We start from the raw sequence: 18,515 nt of genomic DNA on the forward strand, positions 1-18,515 counted from the left end.
AATGACGACATTGGAGTTACTTCTCTTCCGTAGCCGGCGCCGGCTCGACCTCGTCGTGCTGGGCTTCCGGATCGAAGAACTCGCCGGCCGCGGCGATTGCCTCGGCAGCCGCGTCGCGGTCCTCGTTGCGGGTCGAGATGTCCTCGCCGCGGTTGATGCGCTCGGCCTCGTCCTGGCTGCGCGCGACCGTCACGGTGATGTCGACCTCGACCTCCGGGTGAACGGCGACGGTGACCGTGTGCTTGCCGATTGTCTTGATCGGTGCGTCGAGCTGCACCTGCGGGCGGTCAAGATGGACGCCGTCGGTTTCGAACGCCATGACGATGTCGCGCACGGTGACCGAGCCGAATAGCTGGCCGGCTTCGGAGGCCTGGCGGATCACGATGATGTTCTTGCCCTGGATCTTTTCGGCGACCTTGGACGCTTCGCCCTTGGCCTGGAGGTTGCGAGCCTCGAGCTCAGCCTTCATGCCGTCATACTTGGCACGGTTGTCGGCAGTGGCGCGCAGCGCCTTGCCGCGCTTGAGCAGGAAATTGCGGGCATAGCCGTCGCGAACCTTCACGACTTCGCCCATCTGGCCGAGCTTGGTGACGCGTTCCAGCAAAATGACTTCCATATTCGTTCTCCTTTGAAGGGATCTGAGTTTCAGTTTCCGGGGTTGAACTTAAGAGGTTGGCAGCGGCGGCGGCCGCCGGCTGCGCAGGAAGCGCTCGCGGAAGCCGAACACGGCATCCGCAAGACCGAGGATCACCATCGCGATGACAGGCCATCCGAACACGACGACGACGGCGTAGGTCGAGCCGAGCCAGAAGGTGCGGCTCTTCAGCGCCAGTGTCAGCGTATGCAGCACGGCAAAACCGGTCAGCGCATAGCCCATCATCAGCGCGGCCGTGGTGATCTGCGCGACGATCGCGAGCAGCCCGCCGGTGAAGCAGAAGGCGAGCGCGATGCAGAGCGCCACGAGCGTCATCGGCGGCAGCTCGGCCGCCTTCAGGTCCGGCCAGGGACGACGCAGCCGGCCCGACGTCGCGGTCACCTTGGCGCTGAGCCAGAGGCTGAGAGTCAGCGTCATCATCGCGACGATGGTGGCGGCGGCCGGTGCAATGCGCACGAGTGCGTCAACGAACTGGCTGGCTTCACCCGAAGTTTGCGGATCGGCGGCGGGGAGGAGGCGCATCAAGCCCCCCCGCAGCGTGCCGCTGATGGTGTCGGCGTCGGTGCCGAGCGTGAGCAGGGCGGCAATGGTGGTCAGCGCGGCGAAGCCTGCGATCCAGAGCAGGATGCGGCCGACCGGATACCACTCGATCTCGGGCTCGGCCGGCGGCTCGACGGCAGAGATATCTGGTGCGACGCTTCCCACTGGCCGGCCAAGCAGGACGAGATGGCCGAGCCACCAGGCCGGCAATGCGACGGTGACGGCGAAGGCGATGCAGTAGGGCAGGCCGAACAGCGCGCCGAGGCCGATTGCGGCGGCAATGCCGCCGAGGCACGCGCAAAGCGGCCCCCAGCCGATCGCGGCGACCATCAGCGGCAGCGGTGCGAGATAGAACAGGACGAGCGAGATCAGCGCGCCCGAGATGATCGAGGCGAACATCAGCGCCGACGCGGCGCCGGCGATCAGGGCTATCAATCCAAAGGCCATCATCAGCTGTCCCGCTCCCTTCGAGCGGTTAGAGGCGTCGTTTGCCCCAACCATCGGCGACCGGACGACCCGGAGGCCTTATGATTTCAGAATATGACGACCGGCGGCTCAGCGGCCGCCGGTCGAATTGGTCGTGTCAGCGAATGACGTAGGGCAAGAGGCCCAGGAACCGCGCGCGCTTGATGGCGCGGGCGAGCTCACGCTGCTTCTTCGCGGACACCGCGGTGATGCGGCTCGGCACGATCTTGCCGCGCTCAGAGACGTAACGCATCAGCAGCTTGGAGTCCTTGTAGTCGATCTTGGGAGCATTGGTGCCCGTGAACGGGCAGCTCTTGCGACGACGGAAAAACGGACGGCGTGCACCAGCTTCAGCCATTGATCTTACTCCGCATCCGCAGTGGTTTCAGCTTCTTCGCGCGGACGGCGCGGACCGCGGTCACCGCGGAAGCCGCCCTCACGGTCGCCGCGGAAGCCGCCTTCACGCTCGCCGCGGAAGCCACCGCCGCGGTCGTCACGCTCGCGATCACGATCGGCCTTGCGCATCATCGCGGACGGGCCTTCCTCAAGCTCCTCGACGCGGACGCTGAGATAGCGGATCACGTCTTCGCTGATGCGCTCCTGGCGCTCGATTTCGGCGATCGCCGCGGACGGCGCATCGATGTTGAGCAGCACGAAATGAGCCTTGCGGTTCTTGTTCATGCGATAGGTGAGGGAGCGAACGCCCCAATTCTCGGTCTTGGTGACCTTGCCGCCGAGACCCTCGACGATACCGGTCATCTGTGCAGTCAGCTCTTCGACCTGCTGCGGGCTCGCGTCCTGACGCGCGAGAAAAACATGCTCGTAAAGAGGCATGGAAGTCCTTTCCTCATGTTGGCGCATCGCCCGGCGTCAAGCCCTTAAGAGACCTTCGGAAAGGACTCTGGGATTAAGCTCAGAAGGCGGAAACACGGGACGACGGGCCGACTGGCCCTGCCACACCAAAATCACGAATGATTTGCTGAGACCGTCCGTTCAGCTCCCGGCCGGGGTCTGCGGATGTGCGCCTTATACGGATTTTGGCCGGCTTTGCAAGGTTGGGGGCCAAGTCTCGGCTCGCACAACCGAAGGCGGGTGGTGGTCGGCCCGCAAATCGAATCAGCTTGACCTGTTTGTTTGTATGGCATACAAAGAAGTCAGCGGGAGGATCCAATGGCAGACAATTCTGCCCATGCTCCGTTTGAACCGGGCGCCAGCGACCCCAAGCACGCCGCGCGCGCCACACGCACGGCCGGCCGCAAGATGCGGTCGCTGCTGTTGGATGCGGCAAGCCCGCTGTTCCGGGAGCGGGGGCTGTCGGGCACGTCGATCACCGACATCGCGGCCGCGGCGGACGCGTTCCCGAGCCAGATCACCTACTACTTCCGCACCAAGGAGGCGCTGTTCGTCGAATGTGCCTGCCGCGAGCTGCTGTATCTGGCGCGCGCAACGGAACAGGCGGCGCTGAGGACGCGCACGCCGCAGGAATACACGCACGCGCTGGCGGAGACGGTCACGGCGAGCGATTCGGTCGCCTTCTTCGCCGAGGCGCTGACGCTGACGCGGCGTCGCCAGGATCTCGCACCCCTGGTCGAGCGCACCATCGAGCGCCTGCACAGCGAAGGCGCGCGGGCCTATGCAAGCCAGGTCGCACGACACGGCTGGCGCACGCTGCGCGCGCCCGATGAAAGCTCGCGGCGGTTCTGGGCCGTTGCCATCGGCGTCATCCTCGAAGGCTACGCCATGGGCCGATCGCCGGAGGAGCTCTGCAGCGAGATGCTGCGCGTGCTCGGTGAGCAGGCGAAATCCACGGGCGAGGCTGCGCGCCTGCGTCTTGTCGAGCAGCGCGACGCGCCGAGCAATTCGAACGAGGAGAGTTAGGCCATGACCGCGCTTCGCATGCGTGCCCGCGATTTCCTGACCGACGATCAATTGGCCGACGTGCGCCAGCGCGTGACGTGGAAGGGCGTTGCGCTGATCGCGCACGCCTGGGCGCTCATCATCGGTGCGATCGCTCTGGTCGCGTGGTGGCCCAATCCGCTGACGTACATTCTCGCCGTCGCCATCATCGGCTCGCGCCAGCTTGGACTTGCCATCCTCATGCATGACGGCGCGCATGGCTGCTTGTCCGCCGATGAGAAAACCAATCTGGCGCTGAGCCAATGGTTCTGTGCCTATCCGCTGTTTGCGGAGACGCGGAGCTACCGGCGCTATCACTTGCAGCATCACGCGCGCACCCAGCAGGACGACGATCCCGATCTGGTGCTGTCGGCGCCGTTTCCGATCACCAAGCTGAGCTATCGCCGCAAGTTCATTCGCGACATCACCGGACAGACCGGCTACCAGCAGCGCAAGGCGCAATTGCTCAACGCGCTCGGGCCAAAGGACTGGGCATGGCGGCAGCGTGCGGCGCATTTCTGGGAGAAGCTCGGCCCACAATGCGTCGTCAATGCCGCAATGTTCGCTGCGCTCGCGGCGGCCGGCGTGTGGTGGGCCTATCCATTGCTATGGCTGGTGCCGCTGCTGACCTGGATGATGGTCATCACCCGCATCCGCAACATCGCCGAGCACGCCGTCGTCCCTGACAGCAATGATCCCTTGCGCAACACTCGGACCACGCATGCCAATTTTCTCGAGCGCCTGTTCATCGCCCCGTACTACGTGAATTATCATCTCGAGCATCACCTCTTGTTCTATGTGCCCTGCTACAATTTGCCGAAGGTGCATCGCCTGCTGAGCGCCAGCCGGCATGCCGACCGCATGGAGGTGCAGCCGGGCTACGCCGCGGTGCTGCGGCTTGCCACCGCGAAGCCAAATCAGGACGATCGGCCGGGGCAACTGGTCAACAGCGCGCGCCGCGCGCGGGCGGGGGCAGAGGTCGACGTCAACCAGACGGCCGGCGGATTCTAGGAAACCGTATCACCGGTTGAATCCGGCCGGGGTTCCCATCTTGGCTTGACATTCCGACCCCGGACAGTGTCTACGGCCCCCTTTGGAGCGTGATCCGGAACCTTGGGCTGAGGCCGCGCGTAGTCGGCTGCCGGTTCTCGTGAGGATCACGCCCGACATGCAGGGAGCGCCGATGACGGCAGCATTTACATTTCCGGGGCAGGGGTCCCAGGCGGTTGGCATGGGCAAGGCCCTCGCCGACGCCTTTCCGGCAGCGCGCGCCCTGTTCGACGAGGTCGATGCTGCGCTTGGGGAGAAATTGACGGCGACCATTTGGGATGGTCCGGCCGAGACCCTTCAGCTTACCGAAAACGCCCAGCCAGCGCTGATGGCGGTCTCCCTCGCAACCCTGCGCGTGCTGGAGAGTGAAGCCGGTTTTTCCGTCGGGCGGGACGCAGCCTTCGTCGCTGGCCACTCGCTTGGTGAATATTCGGCGCTGGCTGCGGCCGGCGGCCTGAGCATCTCCGATACCGCTCGGCTGCTTCGCACCCGCGGTCTCGCAATGCAAAAAGCCGTGCCAGTCGGTGCCGGCGCAATGGCCGCGCTGCTTGGCCTCGACTACGAGGCCGCCATCGAGGTCGCCGATGAGGCGGCGCAGGGGCAGGTCTGCCAGGCCGCCAACGACAATGGCGGCGGGCAGGTGGTGGTCTCCGGCGACAAGGCGGCGGTCGATCGCGCCGTCGAGATCGCCAAGGGCAAGGGCGCCAAGCGCGCGATGCTGCTGCCGGTGTCGGCGCCGTTTCATTGCAAGCTGATGCAACCGGCCGCCGACGCCATGGCGGAGGCGCTCTCGACGGTCACGATCAAGGCGCCGGCCGCGCCGTTGGTGTCGAACGTGCTGGCGAGCGCCATCACCGATCCCGACGAGATCCGTCGCCGCCTGGTCGAGCAGGTCACGGGCACGGTGCGCTGGCGTGAATCGGTCGCCTATATGGCAGGGCAGGGCGTCACCCGTTTCTTCGAGATCGGCGCGGGCAAGGTGCTTACGGGACTCGTCAAGCGCATTGCGGACGGTGCCGTCGGCGTTGCGGTTGGCGGTCCGAGCGATATCGCTGCCGCCAAGGATGCACTGGCCGCTGCCAAGCAGGCTTAGAGGAGTACTTCATGTTCGATCTGACTGGCAGAAAGGCGCTCGTCACCGGCGCGACCGGCGGCATCGGCGGCGCGATCGCGCAGGCGCTGCATGCGCAGGGCGCTGCCGTTGCGATTTCCGGAACACGCAAGGACGTGCTGGACGAGCTTGCCGGCAGGCTCGGCGAGCGCGCCTTTGTGCTGCCCTGCAACCTCTCCAAGGCCGATGAGGTCGAAGCGCTGGTGCCCGCCGCGGAAGCCGCGATGGGACAAGTCGACATCCTCATCGCCAATGCCGGCATCACCCGCGACAATCTCTTCGTGCAGCTTCGCGATGAGGATTGGGAGGAGGTCATCAATGTCAATCTGACCGCGACCTTCCGCCTGGCGCGCGCGGCGACCAAATTGATGATGCGCAAGCGCTTCGGCCGCATCATCGCCATCACTTCGGTGGTCGGCGTCACCGGCAATCCGGGACAGGGCAATTATACAGCATCGAAAGCGGGCCTGATCGGCATGATCAAGACGCTCGGCGCCGAATACGCCAAGCGCGGCGTGACCGCCAATTGCATCGCGCCCGGCTTCATCAAGACGCCGATGACGGATGCGCTCAATGACAAGCAGCGCGAAACGATTCTGACCAAGGTTCCGGCTGCCCGCCTGGGGACGCCCGAAGACATCGCGGCAGCCGCCGTCTACCTGAGCTCGAACGAAGCGGCTTACGTCACCGGGCAAACCATCCACGTCAACGGCGGCATGGCCATGATCTGACGCCTCGTGCCGCACCGCCGGTCAGACCGGTGCCGGATGCGGCAAACGGCCGTTTCCGGAGCGAAATGAGGCTTGTAGTCAAGGCAATTGAAGTATGATAACCGGACCTACAACGGATGGGCAAAGAACGCCATTGCAGGTTTTTGAAACCCTGTATATTGGCGATGCGGAGCCTTTGGCCGTCGTTCGCCGGGGCCTGCATCGGTTAGGATGGGCCAAATCAAAGTTCGTAAGCGAAGGCAGTCAAACGACCACGACGGCTCGTATCGTCCCGGGGGGTCGGGTCTACAGGGAACAACACGAGGTTAAGCAATGAGTGACATTGGCGAGCGGGTTAAGAAGATCGTGGTCGAACACCTTGGTGTTGAACCCGAGAAGGTTGTCGACAACGCGAGCTTCATCGACGACCTCGGCGCCGACAGTCTGGACACCGTCGAACTGGTGATGGCGTTCGAAGAGGAATTCGGTTGCGAGATTCCGGACGACGCTGCGGAAACGATTCTCACCGTCGGCGACGCTACGAAGTTTCTCGAGAAGAACGCGAAGAGCTAAGGCTCTTCAATTTCGCGGGGACAACATTGAAACCGGACGGGCCGCTTCGCAGCGGTCAGCCGGTTTCTTGTTATTGGCCGTGAATCTTTCGATACGGAGTTTTCGGATATGAGGCGGGTCGTCGTCACGGGTCTCGGCATGGTGTCGCCACTCGGCTGTGGCGTCGAGCCGACCTGGAAGCGCATCCTCAACGGCGAGAGCGGTGCGCGCAGAATCGAGAGCTTCGACGTCTCCGATCTTCAGACCAAGATCGCCTGCACGGTCGTGCGCGGCGACGGGTCGAACGACACGTTCAATCCTGACAAGTGGATGGAGCCGAAGGACCAGCGCAAGGTCGACGACTTCATCATCTTCGGCATGGCCGCAGCCGGCCAGGCGCTCGACGATGCCAACTGGCATCCCGAGACCGAAGAGGACAAGTGCGCGACCGGCACCATGATCGGGTCCGGCATAGGCGGCCTCAACGGCATTGCCGACACCGCGATCCTGCTCAAGGAGCGTGGGCCGCGCCGAGTGTCGCCGTTCTTCATTCCCGGTCGTCTGATCAACCTCGCCTCTGGCTACGTGTCGATCGCGCACGGGCTGAAGGGACCGAACCATTCGGTGGTCACAGCCTGCTCGACCGGCGCGCACGCGGTCGGCGATGCCGCTCGCCTGATTGCGCTCGGCGATGCCGACGTCATGGTTGCCGGCGGTGCGGAATCGCCGATCAGCCGTATCGGCATTGCCGGATTCAATGCCGCGCGCGCGCTGTCCACCGGTTTCAACGAGACGCCCGAAAAGGCCTCGCGTCCCTATGACAAGGACCGTGACGGCTTCGTGATGGGTGAGGGCGCCGGCGTCCTGGTGCTCGAGGAGCTCGAGCACGCCAGGCGACGCGGCGCAAGGATCTATGCCGAGGTGATCGGCTACGGCCTTTCCGGCGATGCGTATCACATTACCTCGCCGTCGCCCGATGGCGATGGCGGCTTCCGCAGCATGTCGGCCGCGCTCAAGCGTGCTGGTCTCACCGCATCCGATCTCGACTACATCAATGCGCACGGCACCTCGACACCGCTCGGCGACGAGATCGAACTCGGTGCGGTGGAGCGCCTGCTCGGTAACGCTGCCTCCAAGGTTGCGATGTCCTCGACCAAATCGTCGACGGGTCATCTCCTCGGCGCGGCCGGTGCGATCGAGGCGATCTTCGCCATTCTTGCGATTCGCGATAATGTCGTGCCGCCGACCATCAATCTCGACAATCCGTCGGTCGAGACCGCGATTGATCTCGTGCCGCACACGGCGAAGAAGCGTGAGGTCAATGTCGCATTGTCGAACTCTTTTGGTTTTGGTGGCACCAATGCGTCGGTGATCGTCCGGCGTTTGGCCAATTAGTTTGTGTTTGAGACGAATCCACCGTTTTGCCGTATTCGGCGATAGTCATAGAAGTGGGCGCGTGCATTTGGCTCGGCAAGTCATTGTCAGGCCGCGATTGAACCGGCAGGATTCAGGTTGCTTCGATGAGTGAAAGGCCGCCCATTTCGCCCCGGAGTCCGCGGGCTGCACTCGAGCCCGAGCAGGTCCCGCCGCCGCCCAAGCGATCGGACCGTGCGCGCAATCCCTTCGTGGTGGTTGGCAACGCGATCATCACGCTGCTGTTGCTCGCCATGCTCGGTGCCGGCGGCGTCTATTATTACGGCCGGCAGGTACTCGAGGCGCCAGGACCGCTGAAGGAAGACAAGATCGTCAACATCCCGCAGCGCGCGGGCAAGCGCGACATCGCCGAGACGCTGAACCGGGAAGGCGTGACCGACGTCAATCCGTGGGTGTTCATCGCCAGCGTCGCCGCGTTGAAGGCGAGCTCGGACCTCAAGCCCGGTGAGTATTCGTTCCAGAAGAACGCATCCTTGCGCGACGTCATCGCCACCATCGTCGAGGGTAAGGTGGTGCAGCATGCCGTGACGATCCCGGAAGGCCTGACCTCCGAGCAGATCGTGGCGCGGCTGTCCGACAACGACATTTTCACCGGCACCGTGCGCGAGCTGCCGCGCGAGGGCACGTTGCTGCCGGAGACCTACAAGTTCCCGCGCGGCACCACGCGCGAGCAGGTGATCCAGCGCATGCAGCAGGCGCACAAGCGGGTGCTGGCCGAGATCTGGGAGCGCCGCAACCAGGACATTCCCGTCAAGACGCCGGAGCAACTGGTGACGCTGGCGTCCATCGTCGAGAAGGAGACCGGCAAGCCGGACGAGCGCAGCCGCGTCGCGGCGGTGTTCGTGAACCGCCTAAAGCAGAGGATCAAGCTGCAGTCCGATCCCACGATCATATACGGCCTCGTCGGCGGCAAGGGCACGCTGGGCCGTCCGATCAAGCGCAGCGAGATCACGCAGCCCTCTCCCTACAACACCTATGTGATTGAGGGCCTGCCGCCGGGGCCGATCTCCAATCCGGGCCGAGCCTCGCTCGAGGCCGCCGCCAACCCGGCCCGCACCCGCGATCTCTATTTCGTCGCGGACGGCAGCGGCGGGCACGCCTTCACCGAGACCTACGACGCGCATCAGAAGAACGTCGCGAAGCTTCGTGCGATCGAGAAGCAGATCCAGAACGACACGGTCGAGCCGGCCGAGGACGCGCAGCCGCCGGCCGCTGCTGCGCCCGGCGCCGCCGATACACCGACCGCGACCACGCCGGCGCGGTCCAACCAGCAGAAAAAGCCACCCGCGGCCCGGCCGGCCAATCCAGCCAATCCCGCGCCGGCCCGGCAGGGCGCGGTGCAACCCTCGCCGCCGGTGGTCCAGCGCTAGGCCGGGGCTGCGCGCAGCGCCGTCCATCACACTTTGCGGATTACACTTTCCGGCAAAATAGTCTTAAGATTCGCGTGGCTTGATGTCCTCGCGAATCCCGAGTTTCTGGAGAATCTCAACCGATGGCGCTGTCGTCCATGACCGGGTTTGCCCGAAGCAACGGCGCAAGCGGGCCGTACACGTTCGAATGGGAATTGAAGTCGGTCAACGCCAAGGGTTTTGACCTCAGGGTGCGGCTGCCGCAGGGGTTCGACGAGCTCGAGGCCCACGCCAAGAAGCGCGCCGGCGAGCTGTTGTCGCGCGGCACGGTCTACGCCAATCTCAACGTCAAGCGCACCAACGCCGCCGCCACGGTCCGCATCAACGAGGACGTGCTCAACGCCGTGCTGAAGGCGGCGGCGCTGATCGCCGGCAAGGTCGATGCGGTGGCGCCGAGCGTCGACGGCCTGCTCGCCATCAAGGGCGTCGTCGAGGTCGCCGAGCCCGACGGCGACGAGGAGGAGGACAAGGCCGCACGCGCCGCCGTGGCGGAGGCCTTCGACAAAGCGCTTGCCGATCTCGTAGGGATGCGCAAGCGCGAGGGCATCTCGCTGGGGCAGATCCTGACCCAGCGCGTCGACGAGATCGAGCAATTGGCGAAGAAAGCGGAGGCTGCGCCCGGCCGCAAGCCGGAGGCGATCAAGGCGAAGCTCACTGAGCAGATCGCGGCCCTGCTCGACACCTCCGATCGTTTCGATGCCGATCGCCTGATGCAGGAAGCGATCCTGATCGCGACCAGGGCCGACATCCGCGAGGAGCTTGATCGCATCGCCTCCCACATTGCGCAGGCGCGCGAGCTGATCGGCAAGGGCGGTCCGATCGGCCGCAAGCTCGATTTCCTGGCGCAGGAGTTTCACCGCGAGGTCAATACCTGCTGCTCGAAGTCGAATGACATCGAGCTCACCAATACGGGACTCGCCATGAAGAATGTGGTCGAGCAGTTCCGCGAGCAGGTCCAGAATCTGGAGTGATCGATGACGACGGGCAGTCACGGAACTGACGGTGTCGAGCGCCGCGGATTGATGTTCGTGCTGTCCTCGCCCTCGGGCGCGGGTAAGACGACGCTGTCGCGGATGTTGCTCGAGCGGGAGCCCGGCCTGAAGATGTCAGTGTCGGCGACCACGCGCGAGAAGCGGCCGGGAGAGGTCGAGGGGCGCGACTATTTCTTCGTCGGCAAGCGCAAGTTCGAGACGATGGTGGAGCAGGGCGAACTGCTCGAATGGGCCACCGTGTTTGACAATCTCTATGGGACGCCGCGTGCTCCGGTGGAGGCAGCACTGTCGGCCGGGCAGGATGTGCTGTTCGACATCGACTGGCAGGGCACGCAGCAACTGCACCAGAAAGCGAGCGTCGACGTCGTTCGCGTCTTCATCCTGCCGCCCTCCGCGGCCGATCTCGAAAAGCGCCTGCATTCGCGCGCACAGGATTCCGACGAGGTGATCCGCAAGCGGATGAGCCGCGCCAGCCACGAAATGAGCCACTGGGCCGAGTACGACTATATCGTCATCAACCACGACGTCGACCAGGCCTTCGCCGAGGTACAGTCGATCCTGAAGGCCGAGCGCCTCAAGCGCGAGCGGCGGATTGGCCTTGTAGGCTTCGTGCGAAGTTTGCAAGGTCAGCTTCAAGGTTAGGCCGCGACAGGCGCGGCCCTTCCTTCACCAGCTGTTCCAGCATCGTCGTGATGACGTCGACGTCGACCGCATCCTCGTCGCGGCCTGCAGGCGCCTCATCGCGATCCTTGCCGATCTCGTTGGCGGCGAGCCGGGGCGCAGCGGCCTCGATTTCGAAATCCCGGTCGAACATCTTGATCTTGGCCTCGGCGGGCCTGACCTCGTCGGGTTCTGCGGCAGGGATCGCGGCACGCGACTTGCGCGCGTCGATCAGATCGATCTCGCGACCGATCGCGGCAAGTTTTGTCGCTTGTTTCGTCGCTTGCGGACGCGGCGCATCGAAGTCGATGGGGCGCGACGGCTGGGCGTTGGCCGACGTCGCATCGAGCCAGGGCGCGCGGCTTGCGTCCTGTTTCTGCGGCTCCCAATCGTCCCAATGTATGCGGCGGTCGGCGGACTGGACCCGGACGCGCGCGCCGGCGAAGCGGTAGATGAGGCTGGCGAGGATTCCGGCGAGCGCCAGCGCACCGCCAATCACGAGCAGCAGCATCTGGACCGAGCCGGTCGGCTTGTCGGTCGTGCTGTCTGCCGCGGCGGGTGCCGGGGAGGAAGGGGATTTTGATGGCTTTGCGCTCGGCTGGGCGGCTGTCGCGACAACGGCAGGCGCCGGCTGCGGCGCGGGCGGGGCGGAGGTTGCGGAGACGTCGGGCCACGGCGTGGCGGATTGTTGCGCGTTGCCGTCAGCGGTCTGATCTGCAGATGGTTGCGCCGGTGTCGCGCCTGCGGCTTGCGCAGTTGCGTTTGGTGCTTTGGCGGCGACACCGCTCCGTGCTGTCAGATATTCGGCGCGCGCATCCTGCGCCGGGTGCTGCTGCTGTTGCTGCTGCTGCTGCTGCGCCGGCGCGACTCCGGTCGGCGTATCGCTCGTAGCCTGCGCGCTCTGCACGGATTTCGCGCCGTCCTTGTCGTCGGCGGCGCGCAGATACCAGCACTGCCGCTTGGTCCCGCGCTCGATGCGATAGTACCAGTGCTGCCCCTGCGGCGCGGCGCCCTTGGGCGAGACGAGGCAGTCGGCGGCCGCGTTGGCCGTGCTCGGCGCGTTCTGCGCGTTCTGCGACACGGCGGCCAGTGGCGCGCCGGCAATGATGCTGCCGACTAGCGCGGATATGAATTTTGCGGTGCGGTTGCCCATCCTGGTCTCCCGGTTACGCATGACGCAACTCTTACTCGCCCCTTTGTCATCAAAGACTTGGGTGGCAATGAGCCGCAAATCCGGAGAGGATGTGGCTTGAATCGGGCTCGCGGCGCGTTGGTTCCGCCGCGAAATCGGGCCTTTTCGCGTCGCTGCTGGTCCCGCCGAACTCCAGGTCCGCCGCAGCTGCAACCGCTGCGGCCGCCGGCGCGCTCCCCGCGGCGCGTTTTTATTGCCCCCGTCGCCACTGCCGATGATTGATGCACGTGCCCGGTCGGGCCGCCACATCACCGCAGGACTTGACGCACAGACCCCGGGCGTCAGGACCACACGACTTCTCCGTCCGCGGACGGTCCCGCCTGAATGGCTGGAGGCTTGCGTGTGCCCGCCCCCGGCATCAACGAGACCGCTGTTACAGCATCGTGTCGCACCGCGCCGTGTGAGGACTCACGGTTGGCCGCCCTGTCAACCCACGGTTCGCGCCGACGCTGCCGCGTCCACCGCCACCCGGCCCGCGTCTCGTGACGGTCGCGAACGCCCCTTTGGGAGGGCCGGGTTGTCGCGGTGTATGCCACAATCCGAAATTCGGAAAAGAAAAATCTTTTCGCGGCGAGGGCTTGACGAGGTGTTTTGCTCGGCGGCCCCGGGGGCAACATCAACCCCGCCGCCCGTCGTCTCGGATTCTACGTCATTTGCAAGCAAGCGGAGCCGAAGCGGCTACGCACTGGCAGCCTTCGTTTCTGGGCGCTCCTTCTATTAGTCGTGATGGAAATAATCCGAACGTATTTCGTCGTGACTGGAAAGGTTGCGGCCAACGCCCTCACGTCAGACAACTCCGGACTATCGCCCTTCATGCAGCGCCGCGCACGGCCTCACCAATTGCATCGAAGGTCTACCGATTTTCGGCGGCTTGTTGCGGCGGCTGCGCAACGTACCGGAGTAGAAATCAAATGGCAGGCTGCGCAGGTTCTCCGTTGGAAACTTATCATCTCCGCAGCCGTTGAATCGCGGCTGAGGCGACGCTATGCCGGTTAAGGACCAGATCAAGAATCTCGCCAAGAAGCTGGTGGAGGAGCATCCCGACGCGGCGACACTGCGGGCGCTGGTGCGGGCTCGGAAGCCGGTGGCCATCCATTTCAGGGACGACGGCGTCGTGCCGAACAACCCGCATTTTCCGCTCTTGCACTATCGCGGGGCGGTGAACCTCAAGCCTCGGCGTTTTGCGCCAGAGGTCATCATCGACACGCTGTTCGATGCGAACGGCTGGGGCCGGTCATGGCGCGATACCGTGTACGACTTTGTGCACTATCATTCGCAAGTCCATGAAGTGATGGGTGTGGCGCGCGGCACGGCCAAGATCGAGTGCGGCGGGATCAAGGGGCGGGTTCTGCGCGTGAAGGCCGGCGACGTTCTGGTGCTTCCCGCAGGCATCGGACACCGGCTCATCGAGGCCAGCCGGGACTTTCTGGTCGTCGGAGCGTATCCGCGGGACGGAACGTATGACGAGTGCACCGACACAAGGGAGCGTCCAGACGCCATCAAACGCATCACCAAGGTGCGCAGGCCGAAAACAGATCCGGTGCTGGGACGTAACGGCCCGCTGCTCAAATCATGGCGGACGAAGCCGCGAGCGAGAGGGTAATGCGTCCAGCCCCAGCTCGAGCATGCGTTCACTCGCTGCGTTCAGCTCAGATAGTCAGGCGCAAAATCCGCAAGCCTTCGCAGTTCTTCGGGCTGCAACAGCTCGATCTCGCTGCCTTCCCACGCGATCAATCCGCGATGTCTCAGCTCCTGAATGGTGCGATTGACATGGACGATGGACAGTCCGCAGGCGTCCGCCACGTGCCGCTGTGTCATCGGCATCTGAAAGCAGCCGTCGGTGACGAGCCCGACGATCTCCAGCCTCGCGGCGAGCTCGCAAATGAGATGCGCTACCTTCGGCAGCGCTGCCTGAGCGCCGAGGCGGGCGATCCATTGCCGCGAGATCGCCGCGTCAATCAGCGTCTCGCGCCAGAACGCGCGGGTCAGGTGGACGGAGCCATCGAGAAGCTGCCTGAGCTGACTGTGCGCGACGGTGCCGACGATGCTTGGCCCGAGGCCGACGAGGTCCGCATCCATGGGTGATACCAGCAGCGTGTGCAGGCACGGCATGTCGCCGGGCACGTGGAATGCAAGGATCTGGCTGCGATCACCGACGATGCGGGCCTGATAGAAGAAGCCGCTCACAACAAAGACACAGCGCGTGGCGGCCTCGCCCTGGCGCAACACGATCTCGCCGTCCGCGACCTGGCGCAGCGTAGACGGCAAGCCGGCGATTTGCCGGCGTTCGTCCTCGGAAAGGCCTTCTATGGCATCGAGGCGCGCGATGAAATTCGGATGCGGCATGAGACTTCAGTCGTCACGGGGCACGTCGACGAAGCGCCGCGAGAGCTTTGCGACGGTCCAGTCGGAGACGGGCATAGCGCGGAACTCGCGGATAACGTGGGCGAGTTCCTGATCCGACATCGGCCGGACCGGCTCGTTCAGCGTTCCCTTCAGGAAAGCATCGTTGATGCTGTCCAAGTGCTCGCTTCCCAAGTGCTCGCTTCCCAGGTGCTCGCTTCGCTCCGATGCGAACAGACGGCAGATGCGCTCCAGGATCGTGGTAGGGCTCATGACAAGGCCGGCTCGGTTCGCGGGTGGAGTGGAAGCGAACCGGTGCCATCGCAAACCGGTTAGCAACCTGTGCTTCCGGCTCGCGTTCTAATCCGCTGGATACACGTCAGATGTATCATTTGATAGAACCAATGCGATTTTTGGCGGCCGTATGGAAAAAGCCCACGAGGTGCTGATCCGGAACCTGTGCGAGCACACCGCGCTCGAAGAGGAGGATATTGCCGAAGTCCGCGCACTCACCTTCACGGTGCGCGACTATGCACCGAACGAGGATTTCATCTGTCAGGGCGACGAACCTGAACATTCGGTATTGGTCGTGTCGGGCATGGTCGCGCGCTACCATCTGCTTGGTAGCGGGCGGCGGCAATATCTCGCGTTCCATCTCACCGGCGACCTGCCGGACGCGCAAGGCCTATTCATCGACCAAATGGATCATGGGCTGAGTGCGTTGGGGCCTGCTTCGGTCGCCTTCATCCCGCATCGCGAATTGTTCGCCGCGTTCAGGCGGCGATCGCTTTTCGGAATGGCCGTCTGGCGCGAGACGCTGCTCGACGCGGCGATCTTTCGCGAAGCCATCACCAACAACAGCGCCCGTCCCATGCAGGCGCGCATGGCGCACCTGTTCTGCGAGCTGTTCTATCGCGCCCGCGCCGCGCAGCTGGTCCGCGGCAATCGATGCCGCATGCCGATCAGCCTGGCGCAGCTCGGCGAGACACTGGGCATGGCGATTGCGACCGTGAACCGGACGCTCGCCGATCTCAGGCGGAGCGGGGCCATGGATCTTCGCGATGGCGAGCTGATCGTGCTGAAATGGCGCGAGTTGCAGCGGCTCGGGGATTTCAACCCGGCCTATCTGCACCAGAAGCGCCAGTCGCCGCCGCAAGCGGCAGCGCACGTCGGCGCGAGGTCCGGCTCGAGAGCGGGGAACAACTCTGTCGCGGGCACGTCATCCATGGGACGAGGGAGATGCCCATGAAAGCACTCATCGTAGCAATTACATTTGCAGCCATGGCCGGGCCCGTCATCGCTCAGAATACCGGGCCCGCTCCACAGAGCGGCATGGAAAGGCCGGAGAACACCAACGGCGCCACGGAAAAGGGGACGATGGATACCACCGGCATGAATGCAAATCGGGCAAATCGGCCCGGCATGACCGATGCGTCCAAACAAGAGAACGGGACCGACCGCAAGAAAAAATAAGGGCCGGCGCCATCCACGGCGCCGGCTTTGCAGACATACTTGTGTATGATCTGCAATTGTCTCACTCGCGCGCGCAGCAATCGACCAGCGCGCGCCAGATACGTTCGGCCTGCAATTTCCGTTGACGTTCGAAGACGGCGTCGTCCTCCGCCCGAGGCGATGTCGCGGTCGGCGTATCGCGCGGCTCAATCCAGCGCTCCGAGATGGGATCGTACCATCGGCCGAGACTCGTCACATCCAACATTCCCCTCATCGTCTATCCCATGTGCCTGTTGCTGGTGTTCTGGGTGAGCTTGCCATGCGCATCCTGCTCGCGAATGTCTTGCTTCTCGTCATCGCGGGAACTGACGGCGCGCGACCGGCCGCCGTGGGACTCCGGTTCTGCTTGGGAACCGATCGCACCGTTTCGCCCACGGCTTTGTCCTGCGCATCAACTCCACCGTTGCTGATGCGGGATCAATGCAATGAACGTTCGCGGCGTTCCAAATGGTGCCGTTACGTTCCAGATGCCATTGAACTCTGTTGCCATTGAACTCTGTTCTCCGCCGGAGAACACGGGCACCGGCGCCGGTTGCGCGTGCCCGCGTGTTCAGGAGTGAACATACAGGAGTGAACGCCTGGCAACCGGCGTCTCGGATGCGCCGGGTAGCCGCCGAACACCATCATCCAAGGCGCGCTTCACGTTTCGCGGCGGCGTTGCTCCTCGCCGAATGCACGCGGTAAGCATCGATCGCCCGGTTGGCGAGCATCAACTGCCGGCGCTCCCCGGTTCGAAGCTGCGCTTCAATGGCGTCGAGAATGACGTTGGCGCTCTCGTCCGGAGGACCGAGCTCGCCGCTCTTCTCCAGGCAGCTCCAGGCGATGAAAAATGCGCTTTCGACGGTGCAACGGATCGACATGCGCTGCCAACGCGGCGCGGCCGCAGGTGTTCCGTACGGGCGGGCGAGACTTGCGTCAGGCCCGTCGCGCTTCGGTCAGTTCTTGAGCACGATGCGGCCGACCACCTTGCCGGCGCGGAGCTCGTCGATCCATTTCTGGACCTCGCCCATCGGCTCCTCGCGCATCGGCGTCGGTTTGATCTTGCCGGCGCGTGCCAGCGCCATCAACTCGTGGGCTTCCGCGAGGGTGCCGACCATGAAGCCCTCGATGGTCATGCGCTTGTAGACCCATTGCACCATCGGCAGCGTGAACTGGCCGCCCATGAGGCCGGAGACGACGATCTTGCCGCCGCGCGCGGCAACCGCGACGGCAAACGCCATCGATTTCTCGTTGCCGGCGAAATCGACGATCTCGTCGAAACCGCCCTCGCTCTCCTTGAGGATGCGCTTGATCACGTCGGGCTCCGCCGGATCGTAGGCGTTAGCGGCGCCGTTCTTCAGCGCGGTGTCGCGAGCGGCCGGTGAGAGGTCGGCGACCGTAATCGGCTGCTTGAACATCGCCTGCGCGAACGACAGGCCCATCATGCCGACGCCGCCGAGCCCGATCAGCAGGAGGTTACGCTGGCGCGGACGGTCGACCAGGCGCTTGAGCGCGCCGTAGGCGGTCACGCCGGAGCACATCAACGTCGCGGCCTGGTTGACGGGCAGGGGATCGTAATCGAGCAGATACTTGGCGTCGGGCACCAGCACATGGGTGGCAAAGCCGCCGTCGATGGAGACGCCGAGGAAGCGCTGCTTGACGCAGAGATTCTCGTCGCCGTTCTGGCAGTCGCGGCACTGGCCGCAGCCGATCCACGGGAATACCGCCTTCTTCGCGCCGACGAGTCCGGCAGGAACGTCGGCGCCGACTTCGTCGACGACGCCGGCGATCTCATGGCCGAGCGTGAAGGGCAGCGTCATGCCGCGCGTGGTGTCGAGCTTCTTGCCGCCGCCGAGATCGGCATTGCCATCCTGGATATGCAGGTCGGAGTGGCAGAGGCCGCAGCGCTCGATGCGCACCAGGACCTCGCGACCTTGCGGCTTGGGCGTTTCGACGATGGTCTCACACAAGGGCGCGTCGAACTTGACCAGGGACTGCCTGCGCATCAGCGCCAT

22 protein-coding genes are annotated in these 18,515 nt (G+C 64.5%); 12 read left to right on the forward strand and 10 right to left on the reverse strand.

The features are described from left to right. Positions 1-16 precede the first annotated feature (16 nt). The 4 genes from rplI to rpsF all read right to left on the reverse strand — a co-directional run bounded on the left by rplI (position 17) and on the right by rpsF (position 2,494). Positions 17-616 carry a 50S ribosomal protein L9 gene (gene rplI, locus IVB01_RS18555; protein WP_247281624.1) on the reverse strand — a complete coding sequence of 200 codons (600 nt, stop codon included), beginning with the start codon at positions 614-616 and terminating at the stop codon, positions 17-19. Positions 617-664: 48 nt separating this feature from the next. Beyond that, a complete protein-coding gene (locus tag IVB01_RS18560) occupies positions 665-1,645 on the reverse strand; it encodes a DUF2232 domain-containing protein (RefSeq protein WP_247281623.1) in 981 nt (326 codons plus the stop codon). A 133-nt stretch (positions 1,646-1,778) separates the two neighbouring features. After that, on the reverse strand, positions 1,779-2,018 hold the full coding sequence (gene rpsR, locus IVB01_RS18565; RefSeq protein WP_212371059.1) for a 30S ribosomal protein S18: 240 nt from the start codon (positions 2,016-2,018) through the stop codon (positions 1,779-1,781). A gap of 5 nt (positions 2,019-2,023) precedes the next feature. Next, a complete protein-coding gene (gene rpsF / locus IVB01_RS18570) occupies positions 2,024-2,494 on the reverse strand; it encodes a 30S ribosomal protein S6 (protein WP_247281622.1) in 471 nt (156 codons plus the stop codon). Positions 2,495-2,830: 336 nt separating this feature from the next. On the opposite strand from rpsF, the gene IVB01_RS18575 reads away from it, so the two are divergent. The 9 genes from IVB01_RS18575 to gmk all read left to right on the forward strand — a co-directional run bounded on the left by IVB01_RS18575 (position 2,831) and on the right by gmk (position 11,456). Further along, positions 2,831-3,538, forward strand: coding sequence for a TetR/AcrR family transcriptional regulator C-terminal domain-containing protein (locus tag IVB01_RS18575; protein WP_247281621.1), 708 nt, complete (start codon positions 2,831-2,833; stop codon positions 3,536-3,538). Between the two features lie 3 nt (positions 3,539-3,541). Beyond that, complete coding sequence (locus IVB01_RS18580; protein WP_247281620.1) at positions 3,542-4,567, forward strand: fatty acid desaturase family protein; 1,026 nt, start codon at positions 3,542-3,544, stop codon at positions 4,565-4,567. Between the two features lie 172 nt (positions 4,568-4,739). Continuing rightward, the gene (fabD, locus tag IVB01_RS18585; RefSeq protein ID WP_247281619.1) at positions 4,740-5,699 is read left to right on the forward strand and encodes an ACP S-malonyltransferase; all 960 of its coding nucleotides are present in this window, start codon (positions 4,740-4,742) and stop codon (positions 5,697-5,699) included. A gap of 11 nt (positions 5,700-5,710) precedes the next feature. Beyond that, a complete protein-coding gene (gene fabG, locus IVB01_RS18590; RefSeq protein ID WP_247281618.1) occupies positions 5,711-6,448 on the forward strand; it encodes a 3-oxoacyl-[acyl-carrier-protein] reductase in 738 nt (245 codons plus the stop codon). A gap of 312 nt (positions 6,449-6,760) precedes the next feature. Next, complete coding sequence (locus tag IVB01_RS18595) at positions 6,761-7,000, forward strand: acyl carrier protein (RefSeq protein WP_008551805.1); 240 nt, start codon at positions 6,761-6,763, stop codon at positions 6,998-7,000. Positions 7,001-7,108: 108 nt separating this feature from the next. Further along, positions 7,109-8,374 carry a beta-ketoacyl-ACP synthase II gene (fabF, locus tag IVB01_RS18600; protein ID WP_247281617.1) on the forward strand — a complete coding sequence of 422 codons (1,266 nt, stop codon included), beginning with the start codon at positions 7,109-7,111 and terminating at the stop codon, positions 8,372-8,374. A 125-nt stretch (positions 8,375-8,499) separates the two neighbouring features. Beyond that, positions 8,500-9,783, forward strand: coding sequence for an endolytic transglycosylase MltG (gene mltG / locus IVB01_RS18605; protein ID WP_247281616.1), 1,284 nt, complete (start codon positions 8,500-8,502; stop codon positions 9,781-9,783). 122 nt (positions 9,784-9,905) lie between these two features. Further along, a complete protein-coding gene (locus IVB01_RS18610) occupies positions 9,906-10,793 on the forward strand; it encodes a YicC/YloC family endoribonuclease (protein WP_247281615.1) in 888 nt (295 codons plus the stop codon). Positions 10,794-10,796: 3 nt separating this feature from the next. After that, complete coding sequence (gene gmk / locus IVB01_RS18615; protein ID WP_247281614.1) at positions 10,797-11,456, forward strand: guanylate kinase; 660 nt, start codon at positions 10,797-10,799, stop codon at positions 11,454-11,456. Here the strand turns inward: gmk and IVB01_RS18620 are convergent. After that, positions 11,389-12,627: a hypothetical protein gene (locus IVB01_RS18620; protein ID WP_247281613.1), complete on the reverse strand. Its 1,239-nt coding sequence runs from the start codon at positions 12,625-12,627 to the stop codon at positions 11,389-11,391. The genes gmk and IVB01_RS18620 overlap by 68 nt on opposite strands. 1,024 nt (positions 12,628-13,651) lie before the next feature. On the opposite strand from IVB01_RS18620, the gene IVB01_RS18625 reads away from it, so the two are divergent. Continuing rightward, on the forward strand, positions 13,652-14,269 hold the full coding sequence (locus IVB01_RS18625; RefSeq protein WP_247281612.1) for a cupin: 618 nt from the start codon (positions 13,652-13,654) through the stop codon (positions 14,267-14,269). Positions 14,270-14,310: 41 nt separating this feature from the next. Here IVB01_RS18625 and IVB01_RS18630 read toward each other — a convergent pair whose 3' ends face one another. Continuing rightward, a complete protein-coding gene (locus tag IVB01_RS18630) occupies positions 14,311-15,012 on the reverse strand; it encodes a Crp/Fnr family transcriptional regulator (protein WP_247281611.1) in 702 nt (233 codons plus the stop codon). A gap of 6 nt (positions 15,013-15,018) precedes the next feature. After that, a complete protein-coding gene (locus tag IVB01_RS18635; RefSeq protein ID WP_247281610.1) occupies positions 15,019-15,189 on the reverse strand; it encodes a hypothetical protein in 171 nt (56 codons plus the stop codon). Between the two features lie 244 nt (positions 15,190-15,433). Here IVB01_RS18635 and IVB01_RS18640 point away from each other — a divergent pair, with 244 nt between their 5' ends. Both IVB01_RS18640 and IVB01_RS18645 read left to right on the forward strand, forming a co-directional pair. Further along, positions 15,434-16,258 carry a Crp/Fnr family transcriptional regulator gene (locus tag IVB01_RS18640; protein ID WP_247281609.1) on the forward strand — a complete coding sequence of 275 codons (825 nt, stop codon included), beginning with the start codon at positions 15,434-15,436 and terminating at the stop codon, positions 16,256-16,258. Then, positions 16,255-16,482, forward strand: coding sequence for a hypothetical protein (locus IVB01_RS18645; RefSeq protein WP_247281608.1), 228 nt, complete (start codon positions 16,255-16,257; stop codon positions 16,480-16,482). The genes IVB01_RS18640 and IVB01_RS18645 overlap by 4 nt, the downstream gene beginning before the upstream one ends. Before the next feature lie 61 nt (positions 16,483-16,543). Here IVB01_RS18645 and IVB01_RS18650 read toward each other — a convergent pair whose 3' ends face one another. From IVB01_RS18650 to IVB01_RS18660, 3 genes are all read right to left on the reverse strand, one after another. Continuing rightward, a complete protein-coding gene (locus IVB01_RS18650) occupies positions 16,544-16,726 on the reverse strand; it encodes a hypothetical protein (RefSeq protein ID WP_247281607.1) in 183 nt (60 codons plus the stop codon). Positions 16,727-17,144: 418 nt separating this feature from the next. Next, a complete protein-coding gene (locus IVB01_RS18655) occupies positions 17,145-17,381 on the reverse strand; it encodes a hypothetical protein (RefSeq protein WP_247281606.1) in 237 nt (78 codons plus the stop codon). Positions 17,382-17,456: 75 nt separating this feature from the next. Then, the gene (locus IVB01_RS18660) at positions 17,457-18,515 is read right to left on the reverse strand and encodes an alcohol dehydrogenase (protein ID WP_247494724.1); all 1,059 of its coding nucleotides are present in this window, start codon (positions 18,513-18,515) and stop codon (positions 17,457-17,459) included.

This window comes from Bradyrhizobium sp. 164 (assembly GCF_023073715.1).
In the GTDB taxonomy this organism is placed as follows: domain Bacteria; phylum Pseudomonadota; class Alphaproteobacteria; order Rhizobiales; family Xanthobacteraceae; genus Bradyrhizobium.

What these genes read in the sequence shown, in the direction of transcription:
- IVB01_RS18660 (WP_247494724.1), bottom strand. Translation starts at nt 18,515, where the DNA reads ATGGCGCTGATGCGCAGGCAGTCCCTGGTCAAGTTCGACGCGCCCTTG.
- IVB01_RS18610 (WP_247281615.1), top strand. Translation starts at nt 9,906, where the DNA reads ATGGCGCTGTCGTCCATGACCGGGTTTGCCCGAAGCAACGGCGCAAGC.
- fabG (WP_247281618.1), top strand. Translation starts at nt 5,711, where the DNA reads ATGTTCGATCTGACTGGCAGAAAGGCGCTCGTCACCGGCGCGACCGGC.
- rpsF (WP_247281622.1), bottom strand. Translation starts at nt 2,494, where the DNA reads ATGCCTCTTTACGAGCATGTTTTTCTCGCGCGTCAGGACGCGAGCCCG.
- rplI (WP_247281624.1), bottom strand. Translation starts at nt 616, where the DNA reads ATGGAAGTCATTTTGCTGGAACGCGTCACCAAGCTCGGCCAGATGGGC.
- IVB01_RS18575 (WP_247281621.1), top strand. Translation starts at nt 2,831, where the DNA reads ATGGCAGACAATTCTGCCCATGCTCCGTTTGAACCGGGCGCCAGCGAC.
- fabF (WP_247281617.1), top strand. Translation starts at nt 7,109, where the DNA reads ATGAGGCGGGTCGTCGTCACGGGTCTCGGCATGGTGTCGCCACTCGGC.
- rpsR (WP_212371059.1), bottom strand. Translation starts at nt 2,018, where the DNA reads ATGGCTGAAGCTGGTGCACGCCGTCCGTTTTTCCGTCGTCGCAAGAGC.
- IVB01_RS18630 (WP_247281611.1), bottom strand. Translation starts at nt 15,012, where the DNA reads ATGCCGCATCCGAATTTCATCGCGCGCCTCGATGCCATAGAAGGCCTT.
- IVB01_RS18595 (WP_008551805.1), top strand. Translation starts at nt 6,761, where the DNA reads ATGAGTGACATTGGCGAGCGGGTTAAGAAGATCGTGGTCGAACACCTT.
- IVB01_RS18580 (WP_247281620.1), top strand. Translation starts at nt 3,542, where the DNA reads ATGACCGCGCTTCGCATGCGTGCCCGCGATTTCCTGACCGACGATCAA.
- IVB01_RS18645 (WP_247281608.1), top strand. Translation starts at nt 16,255, where the DNA reads ATGAAAGCACTCATCGTAGCAATTACATTTGCAGCCATGGCCGGGCCC.
- IVB01_RS18655 (WP_247281606.1), bottom strand. Translation starts at nt 17,381, where the DNA reads ATGTCGATCCGTTGCACCGTCGAAAGCGCATTTTTCATCGCCTGGAGC.
- mltG (WP_247281616.1), top strand. Translation starts at nt 8,500, where the DNA reads ATGAGTGAAAGGCCGCCCATTTCGCCCCGGAGTCCGCGGGCTGCACTC.
- IVB01_RS18640 (WP_247281609.1), top strand. Translation starts at nt 15,434, where the DNA reads ATGGAAAAAGCCCACGAGGTGCTGATCCGGAACCTGTGCGAGCACACC.
- IVB01_RS18625 (WP_247281612.1), top strand. Translation starts at nt 13,652, where the DNA reads ATGCCGGTTAAGGACCAGATCAAGAATCTCGCCAAGAAGCTGGTGGAG.
- fabD (WP_247281619.1), top strand. Translation starts at nt 4,740, where the DNA reads ATGACGGCAGCATTTACATTTCCGGGGCAGGGGTCCCAGGCGGTTGGC.
- IVB01_RS18650 (WP_247281607.1), bottom strand. Translation starts at nt 16,726, where the DNA reads ATGTTGGATGTGACGAGTCTCGGCCGATGGTACGATCCCATCTCGGAG.
- IVB01_RS18560 (WP_247281623.1), bottom strand. Translation starts at nt 1,645, where the DNA reads ATGATGGCCTTTGGATTGATAGCCCTGATCGCCGGCGCCGCGTCGGCG.
- gmk (WP_247281614.1), top strand. Translation starts at nt 10,797, where the DNA reads ATGACGACGGGCAGTCACGGAACTGACGGTGTCGAGCGCCGCGGATTG.
- IVB01_RS18620 (WP_247281613.1), bottom strand. Translation starts at nt 12,627, where the DNA reads ATGGGCAACCGCACCGCAAAATTCATATCCGCGCTAGTCGGCAGCATC.